Annotated in this window: 11 protein-coding genes; 3 read left to right on the top strand and 8 right to left on the bottom strand. The window is 47.9% G+C overall.

Translation table 11 applies throughout. The features are described from left to right. Positions 1 to 420: 420 nt before the first annotated feature. Positions 421 to 1,575 carry a S8 family peptidase gene (locus MKY92_RS00600; RefSeq protein ID WP_339298758.1) on the top strand — a complete coding sequence of 385 codons (1,155 nt, stop codon included), beginning with the start codon at positions 421 to 423 and terminating at the stop codon, positions 1,573 to 1,575. 283 nt (positions 1,576 to 1,858) lie between these two features. Here the strand turns inward: MKY92_RS00600 and argS are convergent, their stop codons facing one another. The 5 genes from argS to MKY92_RS00575 form a co-directional block, all read right to left on the bottom strand. Next, the gene (argS, locus tag MKY92_RS00595) at positions 1,859 to 3,538 is read right to left on the bottom strand and encodes an arginine--tRNA ligase (protein ID WP_339298757.1); all 1,680 of its coding nucleotides are present in this window, start codon (positions 3,536 to 3,538) and stop codon (positions 1,859 to 1,861) included. Next, positions 3,535 to 3,960 (bottom strand): DUF1934 domain-containing protein, encoded by a 426-nt coding sequence (locus tag MKY92_RS00590; RefSeq protein WP_017691299.1) that lies wholly within the window; start codon positions 3,958 to 3,960, stop codon positions 3,535 to 3,537. The genes argS and MKY92_RS00590 overlap by 4 nt, the downstream gene beginning before the upstream one ends. Positions 3,961 to 4,225: 265 nt before the next feature. Further along, the gene (locus tag MKY92_RS00585; protein WP_339298756.1) at positions 4,226 to 4,492 is read right to left on the bottom strand and encodes a DUF6171 family protein; all 267 of its coding nucleotides are present in this window, start codon (positions 4,490 to 4,492) and stop codon (positions 4,226 to 4,228) included. 3 nt (positions 4,493 to 4,495) lie between these two features. Further along, positions 4,496 to 5,977 carry an alpha-N-arabinofuranosidase gene (locus tag MKY92_RS00580; protein ID WP_339298755.1) on the bottom strand — a complete coding sequence of 494 codons (1,482 nt, stop codon included), beginning with the start codon at positions 5,975 to 5,977 and terminating at the stop codon, positions 4,496 to 4,498. A 218-nt stretch (positions 5,978 to 6,195) separates the two neighbouring features. After that, positions 6,196 to 7,383, bottom strand: coding sequence for a hypothetical protein (locus MKY92_RS00575; protein WP_339298754.1), 1,188 nt, complete (start codon positions 7,381 to 7,383; stop codon positions 6,196 to 6,198). Positions 7,384 to 7,775: 392 nt separating this feature from the next. Here MKY92_RS00575 and MKY92_RS00570 point away from each other — a divergent pair, with 392 nt between their 5' ends. Next, positions 7,776 to 7,907: a hypothetical protein gene (locus MKY92_RS00570; RefSeq protein ID WP_017691304.1), complete on the top strand. Its 132-nt coding sequence runs from the start codon at positions 7,776 to 7,778 to the stop codon at positions 7,905 to 7,907. A 309-nt stretch (positions 7,908 to 8,216) separates the two neighbouring features. On the opposite strand, the gene speB is transcribed toward MKY92_RS00570, so the two are convergent. Further along, positions 8,217 to 9,086: an agmatinase gene (speB, locus tag MKY92_RS00565; RefSeq protein WP_237178613.1), complete on the bottom strand. Its 870-nt coding sequence runs from the start codon at positions 9,084 to 9,086 to the stop codon at positions 8,217 to 8,219. 15 nt (positions 9,087 to 9,101) lie between these two features. Next, the gene (gene speE, locus MKY92_RS00560; RefSeq protein WP_339298753.1) at positions 9,102 to 9,929 is read right to left on the bottom strand and encodes a polyamine aminopropyltransferase; all 828 of its coding nucleotides are present in this window, start codon (positions 9,927 to 9,929) and stop codon (positions 9,102 to 9,104) included. A 412-nt stretch (positions 9,930 to 10,341) separates the two neighbouring features. On the opposite strand from speE, the gene MKY92_RS00555 reads away from it, so the two are divergent. After that, entirely contained in the window at positions 10,342 to 12,420 is a 2,079-nt protein-coding gene (locus MKY92_RS00555; RefSeq protein ID WP_339298752.1) for a PBP1A family penicillin-binding protein, read from the top strand. 202 nt (positions 12,421 to 12,622) lie between these two features. Here MKY92_RS00555 and MKY92_RS00550 read toward each other — a convergent pair whose 3' ends face one another. Continuing rightward, a complete protein-coding gene (locus MKY92_RS00550; protein WP_221824814.1) occupies positions 12,623 to 13,126 on the bottom strand; it encodes a YwhD family protein in 504 nt (167 codons plus the stop codon). Positions 13,127 to 13,225 lie beyond the last annotated feature (99 nt).

Here is a 13,225-nt window from a genome sequence, read left to right as displayed (position 1 = left end):
ACGAACTGGACTGTTACGTATAACATATCCATTAACAAACCTAAGTAAAACCTATTTAGCGTTAAAAAGCAAGTTTTTATGTACGGATGTGACGCAAATGCGGAGAGCAGCAACAATATGTCCACATATTAAACGTGAAGTGACATCGATCCCACAGAAATATCCTCTATTGCCAAAGAGACAACTCCATCGTAAAAAAGACGGAGTCCCCTCCGCCTTCTGACTGTATACCCTTGGAGGATTACTCCTCACCAGGTTCCCCGCAAGAGCCCTCTAGCTCTCCATCCATCATATGTCCCTGCGCCCGTTTTGACACGAAGAGAATGTGTTTTTGTAAAAAAAGGGCAAGTTCCCCATGCGGCGGGATGAGCGCATTCATAGAATACCTCAGCATGTTCATCCCGAAGGGGGCTGCCCATTATGGACTATACTGGTTTATTGCATCAATTGATTGACGGAATGCGACGCCCTGAACCAGAACAAGGAGGGCGATATTTGATCCGATTTGCCAAACCGCAGCAGTACGAGGCCTGTCTCGTAGAATTGTCCCGAATGCGGAATGAATTCACCGATCTTGGAGTTGTCCGTTCCTCGCGACTGGCTCGTTCCATTATCGCTCCAGTCCAACGCCCGGAGGAACTATACCGCTATGGGGATGAGATTACAATTGAAGCAGACGTACCCATCTCCCTCCATGCCACCGCACTCCACAGCAAACCAAGCAATGCCCAGGGCATACCCTGGGGTGTGAAGCAGATTCGGGCGCCCAAAGTATGGTCTGTGTCTACCGGACACCGGATTAAAATCGGTGTGATTGATACAGGTGCTGATTATCACCATCCTGATCTTCGTTATTCCCTGGCACGCGGAATCAATCTGTTAAACCGCAGCCTGCTTCCTCATGATGATAACGGACACGGTACCCACATTGCAGGGACTATCGCTGCTGCCAACAGTACCGCAGGCATGATTGGTGTAGCACCACGCTCTCTGATCTATCCGGTGAAAGCATTTGACCACAACGGATCAGCTTATGTATCCGACATTGTACTTGGCATCGACTGGTGTGTACGTAACAAGGTCGATATCATCAATATGAGCTTTGGGATGAAAACACGCAGCAAGGCGCTTCTTGACGTTGTCAATCGTGCGTACCATGCCGGAATCGTTATCGTTGCTTCGTCAGGAAATGACGGCAAACGCCGCAGTATTGATTACCCTGCACGGTATCCCCAGACCATATCTGTTGGGGCAACTGACAAAAACAGACGTATTGCGTCCTTCAGCAATCGTGGCGCATATGTGGATGTCTATGCACCCGGTGATAAAATTGTCTCCTCCTGGGTACAAGGCAAACATCACGAAATGAGCGGCACATCCATGGCGACGTCCCATGTGAGTGGCGCTATCGCCTTGCTGCTCTCCAAACATCCGGGGTTATCCCCTAGTGAAATCAAGACACTCGTCAAACGTGCTACGATCCCGCTGCGCGCCCGCAAGACCACCACCGCAAAAAGCAAGGTGCGCGGTGGTGAGATTGATGCCCTGAAGCTAATGCAAGAGGGCGGGGAGTGAGCCAGCTCTATCAGCCGTCAGCAGAACTTGATTGAGGCTCGTGGCGAAACGTAGTAGCCCGGCCCAGGCAGTACGCACGAGGGAGTATTACGTAGTGGCTGAGACCCTAGTTACGCCCGCTGTGATGTCAGGGCAGGCTAGTGTGCCTTGGACCAGGCATTTCGTTTTCTTCAGCTCCGGGGTACACAACAAAAAAGTCTCCATGTACCACGTTGAAGGCACTCAACGTGGACATGGAGACTTTTTGCCTTAGGCAGAGCGGGATAGGCCGCGAGCCTGGAATTTACATTTTGTCAGGAGCGGTTACGCCTACCAGACGAAGCGCTGTTGCGATAACGGTACGAACAGCACCGATCAGTGCCAGACGTGCTTGAGTTTGCTGCGCGTCTTCCGTAATAACACGTTCTGCACGGTAGTAGCTGTGGAACAGGGATGCCAGCTCATATACATAACGGATGATACGATGAGGTGCATATCCTGTTGCTGCTGCCGAGATCTCCTCAGGCAGCTCTCCCATTTTGCGGAGAAGGTCATACTCATGATCTGTTGTCAGCTTGGACAGGTCAATCTGTGCCAGTGGCAACAGCTCAATACCCTGTTCTTCAGCCTGACGATATACGCTGCATACACGGGCATGCGCATACTGTACGTAGAATACCGGATTCTCATTTGATGTCGAAATCGCAAGGTCCATGTCAAAGTCCAGATGGGAGTCCATACTGCGCATTGTGAAGAAGTAACGGATGGCATCAATGCCGACTTCATCCATCAGATCTTCCATCGTTACAGCTTTACCTGTACGCTTGGACATCTTCACTTTTTCACCGTTCTGGAACAAGCTCACCATCTGTGCAATCAAGACCACCAGTTTCTCAGGGTCATTACCCAGTGCTTGCATCGCGGCTTTCATCCGTGGAATATATCCGTGGTGATCGGCACCCCAGATGTTAATCATCGTGTCATATCCACGAGCATATTTGTCGCGGTGATAAGCAATATCTGGTGTCAGGTAAGTATACGTGCCATCGTTCTTGATCAATACACGTTCTTTGTCGTCACCGTACTGCATCGTTTTCAACCAAGTTGCCCCATCTTGCTCATAGATCTCATTGCGGTCACGCAATTCATCAAGTACTCGCAGCACTTCTCCGTTGTCGTACAGGGAAGTTTCGCTGAACCAGATGTCAAAGTTAACACGGAAGCGATTCAAGTCACGTTTGATCTTGTCCAGTTCCTTCTCCAGGCCAAAGTCACGGAAATAAGCCGCACGGTCACCCGGATGCATGGACAGCAATTCGTCACCCTTTTCAGCAACAAGTTGCTTGGCGAATCCTTTGATATCTTCACCGTGATAACCGTCTTCAGGCATCTCAGCATCCTGACCCAGCTCTTGCAGATAACGAGCTTCAATGGAACGAGCCAGATTAAACACCTGATTACCTGCATCATTAATGTAGTATTCACGGGTTACATCATATCCTGCGTAGTCAAGGATGTTACATAGTGCATCACCTACAGCTGCTCCACGGGCATGGCCCAGATGCAAACTGCCTGTCGGGTTGGCACTGACAAACTCCATCTCGACTTTGCGTCCTTCTCCGATGTTAATTCTTCCGTAATCTTTACCCTGCTCCTGCACAAGCGCAAGTACTGGGTAAAGGTAACTCTTGTCCAATTTGAAGTTAATGAATCCTGGTCCCGCAATCTCAGCCTTCTCGATTCCTGCTTCAGCCAGATTCAGATTGGCAATGATCTCTTCAGCAATCTGACGCGGATTGCGCTTGGCAATCTTGGTCAGCTGCATGGCAGCATTGGTAGCCAAGTCCCCATGTGTTTTCTCACGTGGCACTTCCAATGTGATGGCTGGCAATTCCTCCTGCGTAACAATTCCGGCCGTCACAATGGCGTTGCCGATGGCCGTGCTTACCCGTTCGTTAATCGTATCTAGTGGATTACGTGTCATGAAATTGGTTCCTCCTGTATATGCAAACTAATCGCGAAATGTCCGGATTCTTCATCAAAGCGGTAAAAGTCGTAGCTCCACGCTGCGCGTGCGCTCAATCCCTGAATGGAAAGTTCCAGCTTCTGTGTATGCGTGGACAGGGCAAACGACATGTATGGTGATCGGTAGAAACCAGGAAGCTTCCGATTTAACTCAAAAGTCTGCTCCGATTCCACCTCACCGTGACGTATAATCTTGATGGATTGTCCGCCCAGCTTCAATGTTGTACGGGTTGTACCTCCCTCAGGTCCAACCTGCGGTTCTTCATAACGAACATAAAGAACGGACCCTTTTAACACAGCTTCACCCTGCATTTCCTGCAGCACATCTTCACCTTCATAACGGCTGTGCAGCCGGATGTGTACCGGTCGCATGTTCGACATGAATGTTAACCTCCATTATATTCGAGGCGACGCAAAATCAGGCACGGCTGGTGAGAAAAGCCCTTCCCGTATTGTTGTGTCGCTATACGCGCTCATATTCCCGGATAGCTCGCTATCCTACACTCTACTGTATAACTATATCCAGTTCCCTCGCTCAATTCAAATCCAAATTCAGAGTTTTTTCCTCATCAAGCCAAAAAAGAAGAGCCGCACCTGTAAAGTGCAACTCCCTTTTGCTTCATTATAATAAGTTTCGTTCATCCGATCAGGCCCATTGCGATTCATAAGGAAAAGGACATGTCGACTCACTCAGCTTCGCTCGCACCTGTACGAGACAACCACAATGCCGACAAGTTGTGCCATATTGCAATCCCGGACAAGCAGAGCAGATGGATAGCCGACGTTCATATTCCTCATCCTGTACCGTCGGACGCGAACGCGAGGCAATCTCCACAAGTCTGGCCATTTTGGCATCGCTAATCTTCACATCGTACTGATCGTGACACCCCTTGCAAGGTTCCTGCCTTTTCATGCATTAACCCTCTACAGCGAGCACCCCAACCGAGGCTGGTGGAAGAATAAAACGCAGTGTGTTATTCTCCAGTGTGATTCCGTCCCACGCCACAGGCTGAACATGATTCGGCTGTTCAAAGGTATTGAATGCACCAAAATCAGTATGGTGCAGAATCTGCCCGGTTACTTTAGCCGCTTGAGCTGCGTCCAGCTGACACACAACTTCCAACTCATCGGTATGACTCAGATTACAAGCTGTCACATGAATAACCCCATCCTTGTTGCGGGAAGATGACAAGCTGAGTTGAGGAATGGTTTCTTCTCCCAAGGTATACCCAGGGCTTTCATAATTTAAATCCAGTCGCTGCGCATCCATATGAACCTGATACATATCAAATACATGATACGTAGGTGTCAGGAGCATCTTGTCCCCTTCCGTGAGCACAAGCGATTGAAGGACATTGACGATCTGAGCAAGATTTGCCATATGTACCCGTTTATTATGTTGGTTAAAAATATTCAGGTTAACACCTGCAAGCACAGCGTCCCGCATCGTATTTTGTTGATATAGGAATCCTGGATTGGTTCCCGGCTCAACGTTATACCACGTACCCCATTCATCCACAATAATGCCGACTCTGCCCTCTGGATCATATTTGTCCATAATCTCGGAGTGCTTCACCAGTAATTCATCCATATGGAGCGTCTTTTTCAAGGTGGTGAACCATTCAGCCTCACCAAATCCTGTAGCTGCGCCTTTATCATTCCACTCTCCTGTAGGGATAGTGTAATAATGAAGACTGATCCCATCCATAAAGCGAGCAGCCTCCCGCATCAGGACTTCCATCCATTCATAGTTGCCTTCGTTGGGTCCACAAGCGATTTTATAAATCTCGTTCCCGGAATAGTTACGTACATATGTAGCATACCGGCGATATTCATCTGCATAATATTCAGGGCGCATATTGCCGCCGCATCCCCAGTTCTCATTTCCCACGCCAAAATACTTCATTTTCCACGGTTCTTCCCTACCGTTACTCTTACGCCAGTTCGCCATCGGGGATTCGCCGTCAAACGTGATGTATTCCACCCATTCCTGCATCTCCTGCACTGTACCGCTACCCAGGTTGCCACTGATATATGGCTCCGTGCCGAGCAACTCACATAATCTCAAGAATTCATGTGTGCCAAAGTGATTGTTCTCTTCCACACCGCCCCAGTGTGTATTGATCATACGAGCACGCTCACTCTTCGGACCTACACCATCTTTCCAGTGATATTCATCGGCAAAACAACCACCTGGCCAGCGAAGTACTGGAATATTAAGCTTCTGCAAGGCCGTTAATACATCATTTCGAATCCCATCCGTATTCGGAATGGATGAATCTTCTCCTACCCACAGCCCCTCATAAATACAACGTCCCAAATGTTCGGAAAAGTGACCATATATATTGCCATTTATTAATCCTTGATCTGAATCCGCCTTTAAAATAACATCAACCATAGTTTCAACCTCCATATAATGTATTGTTATCGCTTACAATAACTCGTTTTGGAGTAGGTTTCAACCGTTTTTATTTCTACACAAACAAGCCTCTTCCTGTGTAATTGATTAGGAAGAGGCTTGTTTGTTATAGAAATTCATACGGAGACATGCCAAATTGATTATCATTCATTTCTAATTTGGATTTGCCCCGTTGTTATTTCAGAATAACAGGCTATTTAATCCTGCTCTGAAGGCAACAACATTTTTTGTATCCACGTCGTTCCACCATCTTTAGTCTGATAGATCGCAGGGGAGTTATCACTTGTGACTACGAGCCACCCCGTCTTGGCCGATGGGAACGAGATACGGGAACTGTACCCCGGATCTTTCAAGTCAACGTTTTTCCACGTGGAACCTTTATCATAAGAACGTCCAATACCCACTTTGCCAGCTGCGGGTGAACCTGCAGACAGATAAGCCGTCTGATTACCAATCAACGCCATGTTGCCGGGATGACCACCCGGGTTGGCTGGTCCGTTTCCTTTGCCCGTACTGTTTGTACCTGGTGCAGGACCTCCCCCTGCTGTGGATTGCGCAAATACTTGGGTCCAATTCTTGCCTTGATTACCGCTCGCATAGAGGGAGTAGGATTGTTGGGACATGCCTGCATCACCATACAGAAGGGCCCATACTTGCTGGCCATGTGCATACAGATCTGCTCCGCTCCATGTGTCTGAGACAACTCGAAGAGCGGTGGTCCAGTTCTTGCCGCCATCACTCGTTTGCTTCAGATGATATCCCGATCCAGGTACAACCACGACGGCATACCCTTGTTTCTCTGTTGCAAAGGCAGCTGCACGCGTGTTGGCAGGTGTATTCATTTTACTCCAGGTTACCCCGCCATCCTTCGTCTGATATGCACCATTATAGGTGTAACCAAAACCTACATCTTTATTGCGAAAATCGATTTGCTTGAATTGAATGCCCGGCGTATCGAGCCGCGTCCAGTGCGATCCCCCATCTTTGGTACGGATCAGATAGGTTGCAGGTGAACCCTTGACTCCCACCAGCGCATATCCATTCACATTATTCGGAAAATCAAGCTGAGTGAATTGCCACTGCCCTGTATATATGGACTGCCACGTACATCCTGCATTCGAGGTGCCGATCAAGAAGCCTTCACCCCCAGCTCGTCCGGTCGTATCATTAAGAAAATCAACGTCAGTAAACTGCAGGTGTTGCTCTTCCACACCGCTGCCCTTTTTCAATGTAGCAGATAGTCCATGATCTCCCTTTCCACATGCCTGTGAGGATGCAGCGTTAGCACCTGATAGCGTATGTACCGGTCCCATCCCCCAAGCCAGTGTTAACGATAATGCGAGTGCACCAATCCGTTTCCATGTCATTGTACTCTTGGTTGTCATCGTAACACCTCCTTTTATGGTTTTACCCAAATTTGATGGTTCTAACGAAACAATCTGATTAACCCCGGTGACAATTTCGCAAGAAAAAAACCACCTTTACCCATGATTGGATCATGTAGGCAAGGGTGGTTCATCACCAAACATTGTGTACTCTAAGTTAAATGGGATACGTCACCACAGCAAGGATAACAAAACTGATACTTAAGAAAAGGCATAAATATTAAGATGGAGTCATGCCAAGGCAGGAAACCTGCATGTGCGAGCTATACTAACACAAGCAAAAAATGGTAGAGACACGGGAACATACGTGCTATAATTAATGTTATGGACTTTTGAATATCGGTGGATGTTTTTCAGACCACGGCGCAGCTTCCCGAAAGGGGGTGACGTCGATGGTCAAACTTGTGGCGTTGCTTGATGTAATCCGATGGATTGCTGCGATCCTCAGTATTGTACTGAGTGGGCGAAAGCTTTACCGTTGGTTGCGCAAAAAGTTTCGTAGCAAGCGAAAACCCACCTCATAAGGTTGGACGCCCTGACGGTGGGTTTCGCTTGAATAACAGTATTTAGTTCATGCGCGCCGTGGCAATCCACAGCCTTTCGGGTCCTAAGAGTCTTTACCGTTGACGCGGTGAAGACTCTTTTTTAGTATATGACCGAACCCAATCACCATATACTTCACGAATGTAATATATCAATTAATATACTACTGAATACTTATGTAGTCAGTATAGCACAGCTCTGTCCAAAAGTTAACAATACAAAAACGCTCTCCCCTGCGCAAATTTGAAACCGCGCAGACAGAGAGCGTTATACTTATCGATCATTCTATGTTATTTCACGAATCCAAGCAGCATTTCACGGATCAGCTTTGCAGCTACAATCTGTGTCTGTTGTGTTGGATCATAGATTGGTGCAACTTCAACCAAGTCACAACCAACGACATTCACATCAGATCCTGCGATCATATGAACGGCTTCCAGCAGTTCCTTGGACGTAATGCCGCCCGCTTCTGCCGTACCTGTTCCTGGTGCTGCTGATGGATCAAGCACATCGATGTCGATAGTTACGTATACCGGACGATTGCCCATCTTCGGAAGAGCTTCCTTCATCGGAGCTGCCACTTCAAATGGATAGAAGTTGATGTTCTCGCGACCGTACTGGAACTCCTCCCGGGAGCCGGAACGGATACCGAACTGATAGATGTTTTTGCCACCCATCAACTCAGCCGCTTTACGCACTGGTGTGGAGTGGGACAATGGCTCGCCTTCATAGTTTTCACGAAGGTCAGCGTGTGCATCAATATGAATCAGGATAAGATCCGGGTATTTCTTGTACATCTGTTGGATGACTGGCCAAGTAACCAGATGCTCGCCACCGAGACCCACTGGGAATTTGTCGTCAGCGAGCAGACTGCCGATGTATTCATGAATTACCTCAAGGCTGCGTCCCGCGTTACCAAAAGGCAAGAGCAGGTCTCCAGCATCAAAGTATGTCATGTCTACAATGCTTTTGTCGAGATATGGGCTGTACTCTTCAAGTCCAACCGATGCCTGACGGATATGAGATGGGCCGAAACGGGAACCTGGACGGAAGCTGACGGTGTAATCCATCGGCATACCATAGATAACCGCTTTGGAGTTCTCATAATCCTCAGAGCTGCAAATAAATACGTTTCCTGAATAAGCTTGATCCAGTTTCATTAATGATTTCCCCTTTTATTTCGTTAAATCTTCCACGAATTTAGGAAGTACAAATGCTGCTTTGTGCAGACGCGGAGAGTAATACTTGGTATCCATCTCCTGGATTTGAGTCTCATCCACTTCAAGCGGGTCATGTTTCTTGCTACCCATGGTGAATGTCCACAAACCACTTGGATAGGTTGGAATATTACAGCCGTACACATGTACGATCGGGAAGATTTCTTTGACGTCTTTGTTCACCTTCTGGATCAGATCCGCCTTGAACCAAGGGTTGTCCGTTTGGGCAACGAAGATTCCGTCTTCTTTCAATGCTTCGTAGATGCCTTGATAGAACCCACGTTCAAACAAGGGAGCAGCCGGGCCTACAGGCTCCGTCGAGTCTACGATGATCACATCGTATTCATTTTTATGTTCAATAATATGCATGTAGCCGTCGTTTACGAGCACTTCAACATTAGGCTCGTCCAACTTGCCGGCGATTTCAGGCAAATAATATTTAGAGTATTCAATAACCTTACCGTCGATTTCGACGAGAACTGCTTTTTCTACAGCATCATGTTTAACGACTTCACGAATGACTCCGCCATCGCCGCCACCGACAACCAGAACTTTTTTCGGACTCGGGTGAGTGTTCAGCGCAGGGTGTGCCGCCATTTCGTGATATACGAATTCGTCTTTTACAGTCGTCATCACCATGCCATCAAGAAGCAACATGTTACCGAATTCTTCGGTTTCTACCATGGCCAAATCTTGAAAATCCGTTTTCTCTGTAACATAGGTCTGCTTAATCTTCGCGGTGATCCCGAATACCGGGGTCTGTTTCTCCGTAAACCACAATTCCATAATCTCTACCTTCTTTCCGTAAAGTTAATGATCAGCCATACCCGACCAAGTGCGGTGCACTATAATCGGTTCGCCCAAGCACGTCCAGCGTTCGGCGCCATATCACGTTATGATTGCTGGCCTGCGGGAAAAGTCCGCGGTTCACTTCATTATATAGATTAAATTGACCAGAGCGTGCAGAGCGTCTGACTAATCAATGAGTCAATGACCATTCGTCTGTTCGTTCTTACGCGCTTTAGTATCTTGTGCCGAATCTTACCTTTTCATTACCCTTTTGCATTATACGCGATTGACGTTTATACTGCAAAACGGTTTTTAAGGCGAAAATGCTACATTTTGTTTGCTTATGCACCCGATTGAATATCCCTGCCAATCAAGTCCCATACTGGAAGAAAAGAGAGGAGCCCGTTCCATGACCAAGCCAAATCAAAAGACCCGCAAACGCGGGTTCCGTATACGAAAATTGTTTAAAAACCTGTCTCTGCTCGCCGTGCTCGCCATACTTGCTGTCGCTGCGGGATTGGTGTACCTATATGCAACCAGCCTGCCTCTCGCAGACTCTGATCGGAATTCCAGATTACTGGACAGTCAAGGTGAAGTCATAGCTACCTTCTCCGCAGGTGGCAAAGACTCTGTACCTGTTCAACTGGAGGATATCGCTCCGGATCTGGTCAATGCCACTCTGGCTGTAGAGGACCGCAAATTCTATAATCACTACGGGTTCGACGTGCAAGGGATGGGACGGGCTGTGCTTGTTAATCTCGAACATATGCAGATGTCGCAGGGTGCGAGTACATTGACTCAACAGCTGGCGCGTAACCTGTATCTGTCTCATGAGAAAACATGGACTCGCAAAGCCAAGGAAGCCATGTACACGGCGCAATTGGAGATGAAATACAGTAAGGATGAAATTTTGCAGATGTATTTGAACGAAATCTATTATGGGCATGGTGCGTACGGTATCGAAGCGGCTTCACGAATGTATTTTGGCAAATCAGCCAAACAGCTGGATCTTGCAGAGAGCGCCATGCTGGCAGGAATCCCGAAAGGACCTACCTACTATTCACCCTATAACCATATGAAGAATGCCAAAGACCGGCAGAAGATTGTGCTGAATGCCATGGCTGATATCGGTAAGATCACCCAGGCTGAAGCGGATAAGGCCTATGAGAAAATGCTCTCGTTCAAACCGGAAAGTGAGCGTAAAACGGTGGAAAGTGCCCCGTATTTCCGTGACTATATCCGGAGTCTGGCCATCAAAGAGCTGGGAATCAGTGAAGCAATGCTGGATCATGGGGGATTGAATATCTACACCACCCTGGATCTGCGTGTACAAAAAGCGGCTGAAGATGCTGTAGCAAAAGGTATGGATGCCAAAAGCGAGCTGGAGACGGCTCTCGTGTCCATCGACCCTCGTACGGGCTACATCAAAGCCCTGGTAGGCGGCAAGAATTACCGCACCAATCAGATCAACCATGTACTGGCGACCACACGCCAGCCAGGTTCGGCGTTTAAACCCATTATGTATCTGGCAGCCCTGGAATCCAAGCAGCTCACCAGCGCATCCATATTTAACAGTGAACCTACCCTTTTTCACTATGACAATGACCGCAAAACCTATAAACCCGGCAACTTTGGAGACAAGTATCTGGGTGAGATTGATCTAAGACAAGCGATCGCCGCTTCAGATAATATCTATGCGGTGAACACCATTATGCAGATCGGTCCTGAACAGGTTGTGAGTATGGCGAAAAACCTTGGCATTACAAGCAACCTGAGCGCCGTACCTTCTCTTGCACTGGGAACGTCACCTGTCAGTCCGCTGGAGATGGCGTCAGCCTTTTCCGTCATTGCTGCTGGTGGACAACGGACGCCACCTGTCGCCATTCTGCAAGTAACAGATGCCGCAGGACGCGTACTCTATGAATCGCCTCAAACCAAGGCTAAGACCGTCGTGGAACCTGCAGCAGCTTATGTCCTGACTCGTTTAATGGAAAGTGTCTTCGAAAATGGCGGAACGGGTAACCGGGTGTCTAAGGCGATCAAACGTCCGGTTGCCGGAAAGACGGGAACGACCAATACGGATGCCTGGCTCGTCGGATTCACACCGGAGCTCTCTACCGCCGTATGGGTTGGGTACGACCAAGGCAAAGCCATCTCAACTTCGGATGGACGCCGGGCAGCGCCGATCTTTGCCCAGTTCACAGAGCAGGCACTTGCGAGCGTACCACCCAAAATCTTCACCGTGCCTGATCATGTTGTAAGTGTCTATATCGACCCTGAATCCGGCAAACTGGCAGGCAACGGCTGTGAAGAGAAACGATTGGAAGTCTTTATTGATGGCACTGAACCAAAAGAGGTTTGTCATGGTACGACGGATGATTCGGATTCTGGAGAAGATGAGAAGACCCGTCAGGTACAGAATCAACAAGGCATACAGGAAGAGAAACATTCCTGGTGGGGAGATTTCAAACGTTGGTGGGTAGAATGACGCAAATGCGCGATGACTTAGTTGCGTCACCTATAACCCCTGATTATATTGGGTATTTGGAAATTCACTTCGGATGAAAACTCATAATTATTCAGATCGACGTATACGATTAATGTACAAGCAAAAGACCCCCAACCGAACTTTCCGGTCAAGGGGCCCTTTGCTTTTTTTTGCTTTTATACTTTGTTGAAAATGATCTGCCTTAGGCGAGTGCTTCCTTCAATACATCTGGAGAAGCATTCCACCATTCTTCGTTGTGTGAGATCAACAGTGTCTTAAGTGCAGCTCGAGCTTCAGGTCCAAGCTCATCCAGCATGAAGCGACGCTTTAAGGCATAATCCATGCGATTCACATGTTCCGCCAACAGTTTCCATCCGCGTCTTGCTTCCGTATCAATCCACATCTCACATGCCGTTGCTCCACCATACAGTTGGCCTTCCTCCGTGCGATCGACAGCTACCCACACCAGCCATACCTGGCGTCCGTTGGGCACATCTTCACGATTGGTAGAGAACTTGATATTGCGTTCCACTTTACTCTTCGCATGCATCGCACCAATATCGATTTTGGCTTCGCCATTATCAATAATGACCGGGGAAAGGTTATTCAGTTCAATGGAGCCTGCACCGAAGCCTTTATGCTTGCTTTTTGCACTAACGATATTCAAGGCAATCTGTTTTTTGCCGTTTTGCTCGTTTTGGTCCATGTTTATAGCCTCCAAGGGTTGATACAAATATTTTAACTAATAATTGGCCCATTGCAAACATATACATGCTGTAGATGCTTGTCAACGGGAGGTATTTAA

It is taken from the genome of Paenibacillus sp. FSL R5-0623, assembly GCF_037974265.1.
Lineage (GTDB): Bacteria > Bacillota > Bacilli > Paenibacillales > Paenibacillaceae > Paenibacillus.
Note: the sequence above shows the minus strand (reverse complement) of the source record. Positions and strands in the feature narration are given on the sequence as shown.

Excerpts from the sequence above, each read along its gene's own strand:
- MKY92_RS00585 (WP_339298756.1), bottom strand. The coding sequence starts at position 4,492 with ATGAAAAGGCAGGAACCTTGCAAGGGGTGTCACGATCAGTACGATGTG.
- MKY92_RS00570 (WP_017691304.1), top strand. The coding sequence starts at position 7,776 with ATGGTCAAACTTGTGGCGTTGCTTGATGTAATCCGATGGATTGCTGCG.
- MKY92_RS00600 (WP_339298758.1), top strand. The coding sequence starts at position 421 with ATGGACTATACTGGTTTATTGCATCAATTGATTGACGGAATGCGACGC.
- MKY92_RS00555 (WP_339298752.1), top strand. The coding sequence starts at position 10,342 with ATGACCAAGCCAAATCAAAAGACCCGCAAACGCGGGTTCCGTATACGA.
- speE (WP_339298753.1), bottom strand. The coding sequence starts at position 9,929 with ATGGAATTGTGGTTTACGGAGAAACAGACCCCGGTATTCGGGATCACC.
- MKY92_RS00575 (WP_339298754.1), bottom strand. The coding sequence starts at position 7,383 with ATGACAACCAAGAGTACAATGACATGGAAACGGATTGGTGCACTCGCA.
- MKY92_RS00580 (WP_339298755.1), bottom strand. The coding sequence starts at position 5,977 with ATGGTTGATGTTATTTTAAAGGCGGATTCAGATCAAGGATTAATAAAT.
- argS (WP_339298757.1), bottom strand. The coding sequence starts at position 3,538 with ATGACACGTAATCCACTAGATACGATTAACGAACGGGTAAGCACGGCC.
- speB (WP_237178613.1), bottom strand. The coding sequence starts at position 9,086 with ATGAAACTGGATCAAGCTTATTCAGGAAACGTATTTATTTGCAGCTCT.
- MKY92_RS00590 (WP_017691299.1), bottom strand. The coding sequence starts at position 3,960 with ATGTCGAACATGCGACCGGTACACATCCGGCTGCACAGCCGTTATGAA.
- MKY92_RS00550 (WP_221824814.1), bottom strand. The coding sequence starts at position 13,126 with ATGGACCAAAACGAGCAAAACGGCAAAAAACAGATTGCCTTGAATATC.